Annotated in this window: 13 protein-coding genes and 1 riboswitch; of the genes, 7 read left to right on the top strand and 6 right to left on the bottom strand. The window is 38.2% G+C overall.

Annotated features, from left to right (window positions below; translation table 11 throughout):
• Nucleotides 1-8 precede the first annotated feature (8 nt).
• A complete protein-coding gene (locus tag A5889_RS11630) occupies nt 9-848 on the bottom strand; it encodes a chorismate mutase (RefSeq protein WP_087642032.1) in 840 nt (279 codons plus the stop codon).
• 17 nt (nt 849-865) lie between these two features.
• Nucleotides 866-1,567, bottom strand: coding sequence for an NAD-dependent protein deacylase (locus tag A5889_RS11625; protein WP_087642031.1), 702 nt, complete (start codon nt 1,565-1,567; stop codon nt 866-868).
• Nucleotides 1,568-1,774: 207 nt separating this feature from the next.
• Between A5889_RS11625 and A5889_RS11620 the strand changes: the two genes are divergently transcribed.
• The 4 genes from A5889_RS11620 to A5889_RS11605 all read left to right on the top strand — a co-directional run bounded on the left by A5889_RS11620 (nt 1,775) and on the right by A5889_RS11605 (nt 8,219).
• Nucleotides 1,775-2,074, top strand: coding sequence for a hypothetical protein (locus tag A5889_RS11620; protein WP_087642030.1), 300 nt, complete (start codon nt 1,775-1,777; stop codon nt 2,072-2,074).
• A gap of 248 nt (nt 2,075-2,322) precedes the next feature.
• A riboswitch (Lysine riboswitch) is annotated at nt 2,323-2,494 on the top strand.
• A 170-nt stretch (nt 2,495-2,664) separates the two neighbouring features.
• Nucleotides 2,665-4,254 carry an ABC transporter permease subunit gene (locus A5889_RS11615; RefSeq protein WP_087642029.1) on the top strand — a complete coding sequence of 530 codons (1,590 nt, stop codon included), beginning with the start codon at nt 2,665-2,667 and terminating at the stop codon, nt 4,252-4,254.
• A 322-nt stretch (nt 4,255-4,576) separates the two neighbouring features.
• Nucleotides 4,577-5,320, top strand: a complete 744-nt coding sequence (locus A5889_RS11610) for an amino acid ABC transporter ATP-binding protein (RefSeq protein ID WP_087642028.1) — start codon at nt 4,577-4,579, stop codon at nt 5,318-5,320.
• Nucleotides 5,321-5,522: 202 nt separating this feature from the next.
• Nucleotides 5,523-8,219, top strand: a complete 2,697-nt coding sequence (locus A5889_RS11605; RefSeq protein ID WP_087642027.1) for a SpaA isopeptide-forming pilin-related protein — start codon at nt 5,523-5,525, stop codon at nt 8,217-8,219.
• 57 nt (nt 8,220-8,276) lie between these two features.
• Here A5889_RS11605 and A5889_RS11600 read toward each other — a convergent pair whose 3' ends face one another.
• The 4 genes from A5889_RS11600 to A5889_RS11585 all read right to left on the bottom strand — a co-directional run bounded on the left by A5889_RS11600 (nt 8,277) and on the right by A5889_RS11585 (nt 11,316).
• The gene (locus tag A5889_RS11600) at nt 8,277-8,843 is read right to left on the bottom strand and encodes a TIGR00730 family Rossman fold protein (RefSeq protein WP_087642026.1); all 567 of its coding nucleotides are present in this window, start codon (nt 8,841-8,843) and stop codon (nt 8,277-8,279) included.
• A 57-nt stretch (nt 8,844-8,900) separates the two neighbouring features.
• The gene (locus tag A5889_RS11595) at nt 8,901-9,530 is read right to left on the bottom strand and encodes a histidine phosphatase family protein (RefSeq protein WP_087642025.1); all 630 of its coding nucleotides are present in this window, start codon (nt 9,528-9,530) and stop codon (nt 8,901-8,903) included.
• Nucleotides 9,531-9,614: 84 nt separating this feature from the next.
• Nucleotides 9,615-10,649, bottom strand: coding sequence for a HAMP domain-containing sensor histidine kinase (locus A5889_RS11590; protein ID WP_087642024.1), 1,035 nt, complete (start codon nt 10,647-10,649; stop codon nt 9,615-9,617).
• Nucleotides 10,636-11,316 (bottom strand): response regulator transcription factor, encoded by a 681-nt coding sequence (locus tag A5889_RS11585; protein WP_087642023.1) that lies wholly within the window; start codon nt 11,314-11,316, stop codon nt 10,636-10,638. The genes A5889_RS11590 and A5889_RS11585 overlap by 14 nt, the downstream gene beginning before the upstream one ends.
• 132 nt (nt 11,317-11,448) lie before the next feature.
• Here A5889_RS11585 and A5889_RS11580 point away from each other — a divergent pair, with 132 nt between their 5' ends.
• From A5889_RS11580 to A5889_RS11570, 3 genes are all read left to right on the top strand, one after another.
• On the top strand, nt 11,449-13,812 hold the full coding sequence (locus A5889_RS11580; protein ID WP_087642022.1) for an ATP-binding cassette domain-containing protein: 2,364 nt from the start codon (nt 11,449-11,451) through the stop codon (nt 13,810-13,812).
• Nucleotides 13,813-13,987: 175 nt separating this feature from the next.
• On the top strand, nt 13,988-14,314 hold the full coding sequence (locus tag A5889_RS11575) for a MazG nucleotide pyrophosphohydrolase domain-containing protein (protein ID WP_087642021.1): 327 nt from the start codon (nt 13,988-13,990) through the stop codon (nt 14,312-14,314).
• Nucleotides 14,315-14,327: 13 nt separating this feature from the next.
• Nucleotides 14,328-14,816, top strand: coding sequence for a GNAT family N-acetyltransferase (locus tag A5889_RS11570; protein WP_087642020.1), 489 nt, complete (start codon nt 14,328-14,330; stop codon nt 14,814-14,816).
• The last annotated feature ends 13 nt before the right edge of the window (nt 14,817-14,829 follow it).

Raw genomic sequence — 14,829 nt, 5'->3', positions numbered from 1 at the left:
CTGCCACATTAGTCCAACTGTTGTTGTTGAAAATGCTTCGATGCATCCATGATTCCCTGATAAGTTTCTATCAACACTTCTTTATAGCTGTCGTTTGTCACATAACCGGCTATTTTTTCTAGTACTTCTTTTTCTCTAGAAGGATCAAGAATTTCTTTGTCCGTAGTCTTTTTGATTTCAGCGATCGATGTCACAGCATCCATTCGCTCTTCCAGCAGCGCAACGATCTTTTTATCAAGCGCGTCGATCTTATTTCGTTGACTAGCTAACGATGTATTCTTTTCTTCTAAATCGATTTCTTTGATGATTTTTGCCGGATTGCCGCCAATCACACAATTTGCCGGGAATGATTTTGTCACGACCGAACCAGCAGCAACAACCACATTATCCCCTAAGGTTACGCCCGGTGTGATTACAACACCTCCACCCAACCAAACATTATTACCCAAAGTAATCGGTTTGCCAAATTCCAATCCGCTATTTCTCTTTACTGGATGCAGTGGATGAGTCGCAGTATATAGTTGTGCATTTGGTCCAAACATGCAATTATCACCAATCGTGATCGGGCAAACATCTAAGAAAATACTATTGAAATTGGCATAGAAATTTTTCCCTACGTGAATATTGAAACCATAATCAAAATTGATCGTAGGCTCAATATAACTGCCTGTGCCCGTTGATCCAAATGTTTCCTCCACTAACTGGCGACGAATCAAACGATCTTCTTCATTATTGATCAGTTTCATTTGTTCTCTAGCGAATTTTCTGGCCGTGATCAATTCTGGATCTGCAGAAAAATAAAGCTCACCATCAATCATTTTTTGACGTTCTGTTTTGATTTCTTCCATTTTAAAACTCCTTTATTTTATATATTTTCAAAAATAATTTCTGCTTTTTCCTTTAAAAAATAAGCATGTCTATTCAACTGAATCGTTGTTTGATTAATAACTAAAATAACTGCTTCTTCTGATGCATAATGAATCAAATCGCAAAAGGGATGCACTTGAAAACTTGTTCCGACGATCACAACTAAATCTGCCTGCTCAACAGCTTTGATCGCTGCTGTGATCGCTTGTTGATCTAAGCCCTCTTCATATAAAACGATTCCTGGCCGAAGCTGCCCGCCGCACGCTAAATGCTTATCAGAAGTTAAATATTCTCCAGATGAAACTTTTTGTCCGCACGTTTGACAATAGCAGTCGTATAAGCTGCCATGAAAATCGACAAGATTATGACTACCTGCCGCTTTATGCAAGCCGTCTATATTTTGAGAAATGACCCAAGTCTCTTTTGTCTTTTCTAAAGCTGCGATTTTTGAATGGATCATGTTCGGTCGTGCATTTGGATGATACAAGGTTTGGATAAAGTCATAAAATTTTTGTGGTTCTTCTTCTAAGCAAGTAACACTCAATAAATATTCAGGCTGTTCAATTCCTTGATAAACGCCTGCCAAAGAACGATAATCCGGTATGCCCGATGGTGTAGAAATACCTGCTCCTGTCAAAAAAGTAATCTTTTTCCCTTCTTTGATCAAATGCAATGCTTGCTTTTGGTCGATCGTTTCCATTCCCTCATCTCCTAATGAGTTTATTATAACGTAAACGAACGGAAAATAGAAAATAATCAAAAAAACAATTGCTTTTCATTTTCTACCACATATTCATTCATACCTTGAAAATAAGCAATGAAAATGTTTGGTTTTTCACCATCTTTTCATGACAAACAAAATAGAACGTGATAGAATACTCTATGTATAAAAGTGAGGTGAAACTTCGTGGTAGCATTTATTATTTATTGGGCAGCTATTTTAGTTTGCATCGCCTGGGGCGTTTTAAGTTTATGGTTCTCTATCTTCTATCTTTCTCGTAAAGAAAATGGAAACCTATGGGCTTTCGCATTCTTTAATGTTCTTGCTGGTATTGTTTTAGCTATTGTTTTAGTCATTTACAAAACGTGGGATTTCGATATTACAACTTATTCAAGCTTGATTTACACAATTTTAGCTTCATATGGTGTCTTAACAGTCCTACAAGCTATTTTAGGCCGCGAACCGAAAGAAGCAGTAAAAGCTTAATTTTATTCATGGAATAACAAAAAGATGTGGGAATGTTTTCGATTCTAGCATCTTTTTTTGTTGTTTTCATTTGAGTGTTTCCTTTTTATTCTCGCTTTCTATAGAATCCAAAGTGCGGGAATCTTCTGATTCTTTCATCATTCGCTTATGATATGGACTACTTTATTAATCCTTTCGGTTAAACATTGACTTTTTTGAGTAAATAACATACACTATATACTCGAATCTAATAATTAAATAGTACCTCAGTTTGAGGTAGAGGTTGCGGTTTTTATTAAGCTTTCTGAGTGAGAGGACACGTTGAAGGAAGTCTAGGAAAAATCGCCGAAATGTATAACAGCCTCCCTGTTATATGTTGGGACGTAAGTCAATAACTTGCGGACTGTCTTAGTAGTGATGCTAAGTTGCGCTATGTTTTTGTTGAGAGTACCTGACGATACTAGGCAGCCGTGCATTTGCGCGGCTGTCTTTTTTGTTTTGAGCAGGAGCATTTTTTACTTGACCAAAGTGGAATTACTGTTCTTCTGTCACTTTTCAACTTAAAATGAAGACAAAAGAAATACAACGAGATACAAGAAAGGAAGACACACATGAACAAAAAATCATTTTCACTGGGGCTGTTATTCGCACTTATCTTAAGTTTTTTCTTTGCACCAGTAATTACTCAAGCACAAGGAGAAGCTAACGGAGAATTCCGCGTTGGGATGGAAGCAGGCTACGCTCCTTTTAACTGGTCGCAAAAAACAGATGCCAATGGCGCCGTTCCGATTCAAGGAAATTCTTCTTATGCTGGCGGTTATGATGTCCAGATCGCCAAAAAAATCGCTGATGGACTTGGCAAAAAATTAGTCATTGTTCAAACAAAATGGGACGGCTTAGCTCCTGCTCTGCAATCTGGAAAAATCGATGCGATCGTTGCCGGAATGAGTCCGACTGCTGAACGCCGAAAAGAAATCGACTTTACGGATCCCTATTATGAATCTCAATTAGTTGTCGTTGTTCAGAAAAAAGGCAATTACGCTGATGCCAAAAACTTAAAAGATTTAACGGGTGCTAAGATCACTGCCCAATTGAACACTTTCCACTATAGTGTCATCGATCAAATTCCTGGTGTAAATAAACAGCAGGCGATGGATAACTTCTCTGCTATGAGAACGGCACTAGCTTCCGGCATGATCGACGGTTATGTCAGCGAACGGCCTGAAGGTGTGACTGCTACAAGTGTCAACAAAGACTTGAAAATGCTGGAATTCTCAAAAGAGAACGGCTTCCAAACAAATCCTGAGGATGTTCAAATCGCTGTTGGTATGCGTAAACAAGATCCTGAAATCGCAAAAGTCAATCAAATTTTATCAGATATTTCATCAGACGAACGGACAAAAATCATGGATCAAGCTGTTAAGGATCAACCTGCTGCGGCATCAAGTGATAGTGAAAAAGCAGGCATTTTAACAGATTTCAAAACGATTTGGAGCCAATATGGCGGAATGTTTTTACGTGGTGCCGGCTTGACGTTGTTTATCGCTTTGATCGGTACAGTCATCGGTACAGCTTTAGGTTTATTGATCGGTGTTGTGCGGACGATTCCAGAATCAGAAAATAAAGTTGCCCGCCTTTTCCAAAAGATCGGCAACGCACTGCTTTCGATCTATATTGAAGTATTCCGTGGTACACCTATGATGGTACAAGCAATGGTCATTTTCTATGGTTTAGCTTTAGCCTTTGGTATTTCTTTAGATCGAACAATCGCAGCATTGTTCATCGTTTCGATCAATACAGGTGCTTATATGTCAGAAATCGTTCGTGGCGGTATTTTCGCTGTCGATCAAGGACAGTTCGAAGCTGCTCAAGCTATCGGTATGACACATGGGCAAACCATGCGTAAAGTAGTTGTTCCTCAAGTATTACGAAATATCTTACCTGCTACAGGGAATGAATTTGTGATCAACATCAAAGATACAGCTGTGTTAAGTGTCATTGGAGTAGCTGACTTATTCTTCCAAGGAAATTCGGCTTCAGGCGCAAACTTCCAATTTTTCCAAACATTTACGATCGTCGGGATCATGTATTTGATCATGACTTATGCGATCACGCGTGTACTACGCTTTGTTGAGAAAAAAATGGATGGACCGTCTGCTTATGTCAAACTTGAAGATGTAGAAAATGTAAAAGAAAGCTAGATAGCTGCTCAAGCCAGCTTTTCGGAAAAAGATAAAAATAGTGTGAGGCAAAAGTGCCTCAACCCATTTTTCCTACTTTCTGGCAAGACTAAACAGCTTGTTCCGCTCTTGCTGTGAAACACAGAGAATGAAATGATCTGATGTAGAACAGTACAAGACTTTCGTAAGAAAGTGTTGAGCATTCGTATTATCCAGCTATACAAGCCAGCCTTTCGGAAAAAAGATAAAAAGAAAACGTGGTAAAGGGCACCACATTTTCTTTTTCCTATTTTTCTGTCAAGGCTAAACGGCTTGTTCCGCTCTTATTTTAAGGAGGAATATCATGAGTACAATTATTGAAGTTGAACATTTACGAAAAAGCTTCGGCGAAAATGAAGTGTTAAAAGATATCAATGTAACAGTCAACAAAGGAGAAGTCGTAACGATCATCGGGTCTTCTGGTTCGGGAAAATCAACCTTATTGCGTTGCATCAATCTATTAGAAAAGCCTACTGGCGGAAAAATCATTTATAACAATGAAAACGTGCTTGAACGTGGGTATAATTTACCAAAATATCGAACACATTTAGGTATGGTTTTTCAATCATTCAATTTATTCAACAACATGAATGTATTAGAAAACTGTACATCTGGGCAGATCACTGTCTTAAAACGGGAGAAAGAAGAGGCTCGCAAAATTGCGATGGAAAACCTTGAAAAAGTTGGTATGGGTCGTTTCATCGATGCCAAACCATCACAGCTTTCCGGTGGTCAAAAGCAGCGTGTTGCAATTGCCCGTGCCTTATCGATGAATCCTGATGTGATGCTATTCGATGAGCCGACCTCTGCATTGGATCCTGAAATGGTCGGAGAAGTTTTAAAAACAATGAAGGATCTTGCTCATACTGGTTTGACAATGATCATCGTGACGCACGAAATGGCCTTTGCCAAAGAAGTTTCTGACCGTGTTATTTTTATGGATAAAGGTGTCATCGCAGAAGAAGGAACTGCTGAAGATATTTTTGTCCATCCAAAAGAGGAACGAACAAAAGAATTTTTACACCGTATCTTATCACAAAATCAATGATCTACTATTTGTGAATAATCAAGACATTGCCTCAGCTGAAGAACGATAGCTGAGGCAATGTTTTTTTATTTTTTAGATAATTATGCATTTTTGTCTAATAAAATTAGATTTACGACCCTTATTTTTTTACAACTTTTGTAATTGCCTATACTATGGATGTGAGATGAAACAATCTACAGATCAGTGAAATGAGGCATCTATTATGAAAAAGACACAGTTAAGATCCGCAACTATTTTTAGTATGTTTTTACTTATGATCATGCAGCTAATCCTTCCAATTCAAGGGATTGCTCAAGAAATCGACAATCAAGAAACAAAGATCGAGCTAAATGATGTCCAGATCGATCCAGATAACGAAACAAATCAAGTATCTGCACATATCTATTTAGCGAAACAAGTTGGGGATGTCTCCGATCAAGTCATCTCATTTTCAAACGATTTAGTATTTCCAGATAATGAGGCGATCCCTCTAACAGACAAACAGAATCAAATGATCGGTTCTGCCGTTCTTAAAAGCAATGTGCTTCAATTGACTATTGCCTCTACCTATCAAGGAGAATTTCAACTTACAGTAAATGCCCCTGCTGAAAATATCTTACCAGACACGTATCTATCTATAAGTAGTCCTGATTTTTCAAAAAAAGTGCTCTTACCGACAACGACCGCACTTGAAAATGAACAATTGCCAGTAGAACCGCAAGCTGATCTACCACTTCCCTATGCACTCTTTCCACAGCCAGAAACGATTGATTTCAGTTATAATACAGACGCTTCCGGCAACTATCTAACCAATAACGACCAGGGACATAGTGGTACTAATACATTAAATTATGCCTATGGGCAGACCAGTGAAGCTGTTTTTGATGACGAAAACTATGTAAATTACAATAATGAAGCCTACGTGAAAAAAACAGTGAAAGAGGTAGCTGGAAAACAAGGATTATTTGATGTCACATTGGATGTCAAAGGAAATGAATATCCAAACCCGATCGATTTAGTCTTAGCGATCGACTATTCCTCAACCATGAAAGGACAGAAACTAGAAAATACGATCGATGGAGTAGAAGAATTTTTAGAGCAAATCGATCATGCATTAGTAGCCGATAAAGTTCACGTGGGCATCGTTGCTTACAACAGAGATGCTTATGTCCAGCCTTTAACAAATAATACAGAAGAACTGATCGATTTTTTAGAAGATACAAGCAAAAGCCATTCTGGTACATTTATTCAAAAAGGGCTGATTGCTGCTAAAGATCTACTTGATAACTCGACAACACCTAATGTGCAGAAAAAAATTATTGTCCACATCGGTGACGGCAGTTCAAATCGAGCCTATTTCCCTGCTGAAAATGCGACTGAGTATACAAATGATGGACAGATCACTCCTTACAATGGATTTAAAGCTGAAACTTATTATCGTGATTTCGCTACTGATTCACCTTTGTATTATACAAGCAACACCTCTACCGTTGAAGCTGATCCCGATAATGCCACTTTAACCTCAGCGAAAGAAATTGCTAATTTAACGTTAGGTACTGCTGTCGACTTGAAACTAAATAATTATGATCTTTACTCCATTGGTGTAGCACCTAGTGAACGTGGAGAATATATCGATAAAAATATTGCCAGCAGTGAAGCCAAATATGTCCCCATAGATGAAGATCTAGCTGAGTTAGGTGATGCCTTAGGAACGGTTGCTACCAAAGTAGACCGAACCATCATGAACGGAACGATCCAGGACCCGATGGGTGAACAAATCATTCTACAAAAGAGTGGACCTGAATTTTCCTCTGCTGATTATTCATTGAAGAGCTATAGAAAAGTTAGTACTGGCGTTTGGGTGGATGCACCAAATTTATTGGATAAGGTGGCTGTCAGTGAAAACAATGGTCAGCTGACGCTTTCAGGGCTCTACCTGGGTACAGATGAACGCTTGACGTTCGCTTATCAAATCAGGATCGATACAGAATCCTCTGCCTTTATTCCAGAACATTGGTATTTAGCAAATGGGCGAACTACATTAGATCCGATCAGTACAAATAACTTATTGGACTTCCCTATCCCTTCTGTTAAAGCACCAGGAACAAAAGTGCTGATCGAAAAAAACTGGCTAGACAATAATGATTCTTTAGGGCTACGGCCAAATGCTATTTCATTTGTTTTAAAACGAACGACCGTAACAGGTAACGCCTGGCAGGAAAGTCAGCCTATTCTATTGAGCCCTTCTAAACAAGATGTTGATCAATGGCAAACTGAGCTTGACTCGATCATACCTAAAAATGAGACGAGCGCTGTCGCTTTAGCTGCATTCAATAATCGTGGTGAAGACTTCAACTATTCTGCAACTGAAGTTGCTGTCGATCCAAACTATACAGGAACATCTGAAATAAAAGACGGTAAAATCGTCTTGACCAATACGCTAAACAACACTATGGATCTCACTTTTAAAAAGGTCGATGAGCAAGATCAGCCATTAGAAGGCGTCCGATTCAAACTTCTAGATAATCAAGGGCAACAAATCGGTGATATTCAAACATCTGATGAAAATGGTCAAGTGTCATTTACTCAACTAAGAGAAGGTAACTATCAATTAGTAGAAATCGAACCGTTAGCAGGATATCAGCCGATCGAGCCTATCCAGTTGACGATCGAGCCAAATTCACATGGTGAACTTATTGTGACAAGTCCTGAGAATTGGATCTATAAAGTAGTCAATAAAAAAATAACCGATACGACGAGTTCAAGTGAGAATAAACCAACAACTGAAAATAAACCAACATCAACTGGACAAATTCCTAAAGCCGGTGAACACGTACAGTCTTGGCTGTTGATTATTGGAGTTATTCTTATCAGCATTACGGGCATCTTATATTATAAAAATAAACGTAGACAACTATAATAACTAAAAGGCTTCTCACACCAATACGGACAGTATTTGGAATGAGAAGCCTTTTAATTACTTGTATGAGCGAACAACGGGCGGCGTATAATTCTCAATAAACTGCCCAATCTCCGCTAAATCATCTGAAAAGAAGATTTTTTCTCGATCTGCTTTTGTTAAAAAATCTTCCTCGACCATCTTATCAAAGAAAGCAGCCAGTAGATCATAATAGCCATTTACATTGAAAAAAATGCAGGGATTCTGATGTTCCCCAACTCTTCCCCATGAAACAACTTCAGATATTTCTTCTAATGTCCCTGGTCCTCCTGGCAATGCTAGATAGCAATCAGCTAAATCGATCATCTGTCGTTTTCTCTCATGCATATCTTGCACAATATGCATTTCACTAAGCTGTTGATGGGCCAGCTCACGATCCAATAAAAATGTTGGCATAACACCCACGGCTTCCCCACCAACAGAAAGTACTTCATCTGCCAATATTCCCATCAAACCGACATTTCCGCCTCCGTACACAAGACCATACCCTTGCTGGCCCATCCATTGACCCAATTCTTTTGTTTGTTCTTCATAAATCGATTTGTTCCCTACACTAGCTCCACAATACACAGCCATCTTTTTCATAAAATCTTCACCTGCTCCAATTGACTTTTTATTTCATCTTTTTTACACGCATTCTATCTATGCTTCTTCGATTTTCGTTTGATAGGAAATATCATTGAATGTCCTTAAACGGTATTGATCTGTTTTTTCAACAATTGTAATGCTTGTGTTTGCTAACGGACCGCCTTCGCGCCAATTCGCTTTCGGTTTACCAATCAATGAATTGATCAATGTGATCAGTAAAACGCCATGAGCCACGATCAAAATCGTTCCATCAGGAAATTCTTCACTTAATTTTTCAATCGTCTCAGTCGATCGTGACACTAATGAGTCGATCGTTTCACCGCCAAAGTTTGATGGATCATATAAATCAGGACGTTGACGTAAATATGACGTCTGCTCATCTGTATGATCGATCTCTGCTCCTTCACGTTTGCCAAATTTGATTTCTCTTAATTTATCATGATAGCGGAGGGTCAAACCATCCAAATACTTATTTTCCTTTAAGATATAATTTGCTGTATCCATCGCTCGTTTTTGTGTACTGACTGCTGCCAAATCAAAACGAACATCACTCAAATAACGTCCTGCTTGAATTGCCTGCTCGATGCCGATCGGTAATAACGGTGAATCAATTTCTCCACCTTGAAACCGTAAACTCAAATTAAGTTCTGTTTTTCCATGTCTGACAAAATAAAAGGTTGTCATTATTCTTCCCTCCATTTATTTTTCACTGCTCATTTATCATACTACAAAAAGTAGCTAGTGCGCTTATGTTTATAAATGATTATTCTACTTAGTTGGTAAAATCGTTATAAATGTAGCACCTTCATATTCTTTAGATTTTACATTGATTTTCCCGCTATGCAATTGAACGATTCGAGCTGCGATGGTTAGACCTAAGCCATTTCCCATCGTATGATGAGAGGCATCACCTTGATAAAACTTATCAAATACATGCCTGCGCTCATAATCACTCATACCCACTCCGTTATCCTTTACGATTACCTTGATATCACTGCCAAAGGCATAACAGCTAATAGAGATCACTCCATTTTGTTTGGAATACTTGATTGCATTTTTGATCAAGTTCAGCCAAAGTTGTGTCAGTAGTTCCTCATCAGCAACAATAGACATATGAGTCAATTCTAAAGACCAGTCGATATTTTTTTCTTCCCAAAGCTCTTGCAAGAGTAATATACACATGCGCAGCTGCTCATCCAGATAAAACGCTGTTTTTTTCAGTGTCAACTGTTGCTGATTTTCTATTTTTGACAGCAATAGGATATTCATCGATAGATTACTTAAACGTTCAGTTTCTTCTAAAATAACAGCGACACTTTCTTGTCTTTCTATCTCTGATAAATCAGGGTTATTCAGCTGTTTAGCAAATCCGCGGATCGAAACCATTGGTGTCTTGAACTCATGAGAAAAATTAGTGATGAAATCATTATGAACCGTATCAACATTTTTCAATTCTGAAGCCATCGAATTAAAACTATCGATCAAGGCACTCAACTCGTTATTTACCGTTGTATTTTCCACATAGATATCAAAATTTCCCTTAGCAATTTCCTCTGTCCCTTTTACTAAATCATTGATCGGCTTTAAAATGCGTTTACTAACGATCATCGAAATAATCGTCCCGATAATGACACAGGAAAACAAAGTGATCCCTAAACGCAGCATTGGATAGCCCGAAAATGACTTGATTATGCCGATTTTCATGAATAGTAAAAAAATCAACCCAGAGATCAAGCTTGTCGAAACCAAAATCAGAAAGATCGTCCAAACAAACTGAATATTTAGCGATTTACGTCTCCTCATGTTTCACCGCCTTATAGCCTAATCCTCGAATAGTCACAAGAGTAAAATCAGGATTATCGGCTGTTTTTTCCCGCAACCGCTTGATATGAACATCGATCGTCCTCTCATCAGCCATGCTATCGATTCCCCAAATATCGTCTAATAATTGTTGTCGTGTAAAAATTTTGTTTGGATAAGACAATAACTTATATAGCAACTGAAATTCTTTTTTCGGTAATTCTTGATAGTGCTGACCTGATCGGATCGATAAGCTATTTTTATCGATCGTCGTATTACCTAAATGAATTTTTGCTTCTACTTCGCCATTACTCCTTCTCAACAAAGCTTTGATCCGCAGCAAAAATTCCTCTTCATCGATCGGCTTTACCAAATAATCATCTGTGCCAGAAATAAACCCTTGACGACGATCGATCGGCAGCCCTTTAGCAGTGACCATCATGATTGGCAATTGCGTATCTATTGTTCTAATTTTTTCCGCCGTTTGATATCCATCGAGCTGAGGCATCATTATATCTAAAACTAATAAATCGATTGGCTGTTTCTTTAAAAGCGCTAATGCTTCAACCCCATTTTGAGCTTGAAGTGTCTGATAACCACTTTGATTTAAGATCGTCACCAATAATTTACGAATATTCTTATCATCTTCTACAACTAAAATCGTAATCATACTTTAGCTTCCTTCATCTCTTTTGTCACTAACTATAGCATAGATTGGAAAGGTATTGGAAATTTTTCATTTGTTCATACTGAGTACATAATTCTTTGATAAACTGAATAAGAATAGGAAGGAGCAGACACGATGTTACAAGTAAAAAATGTGAAAAAAAGCTATACGACCGGCGAATTTACCCAAGTCGCTTTAAATGGGGTAGATATCAATTTTAGAGAAAATGAATTTGTCGCAATCCTTGGACAAAGCGGATCAGGAAAAACCACGCTATTGAATATCATTGGCGGGTTGGATCAATACGACAGCGGTGATTTGATCATCAATGGTAAGTCTACTAAAAATTTTAAAGACGGAGATTGGGATGCTTACCGTAATAATAGCGTTGGCTTTGTTTTTCAAAGCTATAATCTAATCACTCATCTAAGTATTTTAGATAATGTCGAGATGGGGATGACTCTTAGCGGTGTGTCAGCAGATGAGAAAAAGAAACGTGCTGTAGAAGTATTAGAACGTGTTGGATTGAAAGACCACCTGCATAAAAAGCCCAATCAATTATCCGGTGGTCAAATGCAGCGTGTGGCGATCGCTCGTGCGTTAGCCAACGATCCGGATATCATCTTAGCAGATGAGCCTACAGGAGCCTTAGATACAACGACCAGCGAACAGATCATGGATTTGATCAAAGAGATCGCAGATGACAAATTGGTGATCATGGTTACCCATAATCCTGAGTTAGCTGAACAATATGCAGATAGGATCGTCAATTTCAGAGATGGGCATGTACTGCATGACTCAAATCCTTATTTGGAAGCAGAAGACAGTAGTCATTATGAATTGAAAAAAACAAGCATGAGCTTTTTGACTGCCTTAAAGCTTTCAGGAAAAAATATCGCTACTAAAAAATGGCGAACAGGACTGACTGCTTTTGCAGCAAGTATCGGAATCATTGGTATTGCCTTGATCTTAAGCCTGTCCAACGGTTTTCAAAAGCAAATCGATGCTTTTCAAAGCGATGCTCTAGCAGAATTTCCAATCATTGTTTCTCAGCAAGCCGTCAATATGGATGAAGAATCTTTAAGCGAGATGCGGGCAGAAGGTCCTCTGACTAAAAAAGATTTTGTCAAATCGAATGAAGTTTATCTGTATAACCCAGAAGAGAATAGTGTGACACATAAAAATAATATCAATCAAGAATACTTGGATTATTTGAATAAAATCGATGCTGATTCAGTCCGTAGTATCGGCTATACTCGGGTCGTAGGGATGAACTTGCTTCGAAAAGTCGATGATACTGTCTCACCTGTTTCTTTTTCGACTAGCTCATCAGGAACTAGCGGAAGTCAAAGTAGCAGCAGTACTGGTGCAGGAATGACCAGTATGAATGGCGTTGGGCTTTCATCTTATCCAGCACCATTCAAAAAAGGAGAAGAGTCCTATCTTGAAAAAAACTATGATGTTTTAGCAGGTGCTTATCCTAAATCAGATACTGAAATGGTTCTTGTTGTCGATAATAAAAACCGAATCGATGAAAACTCAATGAAAAATCTTGGCTTTGATATAGAAAATATCGACTCGATCAAATTCGATGATATTGTAGGAACTGAACTAAAACTAATCGATAATGATCAATACTATGAAAAAACCAACTTAGGAAATTTCGTTCCTAAAAATAATTATGCAGAAATGTATGATAACGCTGGAATGACACTGAAAATTTCAGCAGTCGTCCGTCAAAAAGAAGATGTGCAAGTAGCAATGTTAGGTCAAGGAATCGCCTACAGTGACACACTTGTTGAAGAGATCATCAATAGAGAAAAAGATTCTGACATCGTCAAAGCACAAAAAGAGACAGATATGAATGTCATGACGATGGAAAAATTTGATTCAGATGGCAAGCAAAACTTCATTGCCTATCTTGGCGGAGATGCTTCACCAATGATGGTTTATATTTATCCAAAAGACTTTGACACAAAAGACCAAATAGTTGATTACTTGGATAAATACAATGATGGCAAAGACAATAAAGATAAAGTTGTTTATACCGACTTAGCCAGCACGGTAACTGAAATGACTGGCGGGATCATGAATGGAATCACTCTTGTCTTAGTTGCTTTTGCTTCTATCTCACTGATCGTTTCGTTGATCATGGTAGGGATCATCACTTACATTTCGGTTCTAGAACGTACAAAAGAAATTGGGGTATTAAGAGCTTTAGGTGCTAGAAAGAAAGACATCACTCGTGTCTTCAACGCTGAAACCTTGATCATCGGTGCATGCTCTGGTTTATTAGGTATCTTCATCGCTTATGCGTTGACATTCCCTGTAAATCAAGTTATTGAAAATATGACCAGTCTAACTAATGTGGCACAATTAAATCCGATCCATGCCTTATTATTAGTCGCAATCAGTATTATCTTGACCTTGATCGGCGGAGCTATCCCTGCTAGAATGGCAGCGAAAAAAGATCCTGTAGAAGCATTAAGATCAGAATAAAAGAGAACGAGGTCGGGACAGGAGCATTCAGCTTATTTCCGCAGGAATTACTTCTGTTCTCTCCGTTTATTCGTTTTTAAAGAGACTTGGTTATAATTCGTAGAATTATGGCCTAGCCTCTTTTTATTTTTTATGTATGATATGCTACTATGGTAAAAAAGAATGGAGGTTGAAAATGGAACTTAAAGAGTATCAACAATGGATCAGTGATTTTTACAAGCAACGCGGCTGGTATGATCTTGAGCCATTTATTCGCGTCGGCTTTTTAGCAGAGGAAACAGGAGAAGTTGCTCGTGCTGTCCGCGTATTAGAGATCGGACGGGATCGTCCTGACGAACCAGATAAAGCAACGGAAGAATGTATTCAAGAATTGACTGAAGAATTAGGGGATGTGCTTGATAACATTTTTATTTTAGCGGATAAATATGATATTCGCTTAGAAAACATTTTAACGTCACACAGAAAAAAATTAGAGGCACGTTTCAATACTATCAATCAATGAAAGAAGGTCGCTTATGTCAGAAGAAATCATTGTTCGCCCAGTTGAAGAAGCTGACTTTCCTCTGCTGCTTGAAATAGAAAATAGAATTTGGACAAATGAAAATTCGCCCGTACTTCATTATTATGCAACTGTAGAAGAATACAAAGAAAAGGTCTCTGATCGTAGGATTTTTGTTGCAGCTGATGCTCAGAAGGTTCATGGCTTCATTGATGTTCATCATCCTACGCCATTACTTGCACATAAAAAACAGTGGATGCTGGGAATCGGCGTTCATCCTCAAAGTCAATCTTTAGGCATCGGCAAAAAATTATTAGATCATGTAAAAGAAGCTGGAAAAAAAGAGCACATCCATAAACTTTCGCTGCGCGTCATGGGTGCCAATTCTAGAGCGATTCAATTCTATCGAAAAAATGGCTTTATTCAGGAAGGTCTATTCAAAGATGAATTTTTCATTGATGGTCAATTTTGTGATGACTATCAATTTGCCTTCTTTATCGACTAATCTCATTATTCCC

The sequence above is a fragment of the Enterococcus sp. 9D6_DIV0238 genome (genome assembly GCF_002174455.2).
GTDB classification, from domain to species: Bacteria; Bacillota; Bacilli; order Lactobacillales; family Enterococcaceae; genus Enterococcus_L; species Enterococcus_L dunnyi.
Note: the sequence above shows the minus strand (reverse complement) of the source record. Positions and strands in the feature narration are given on the sequence as shown.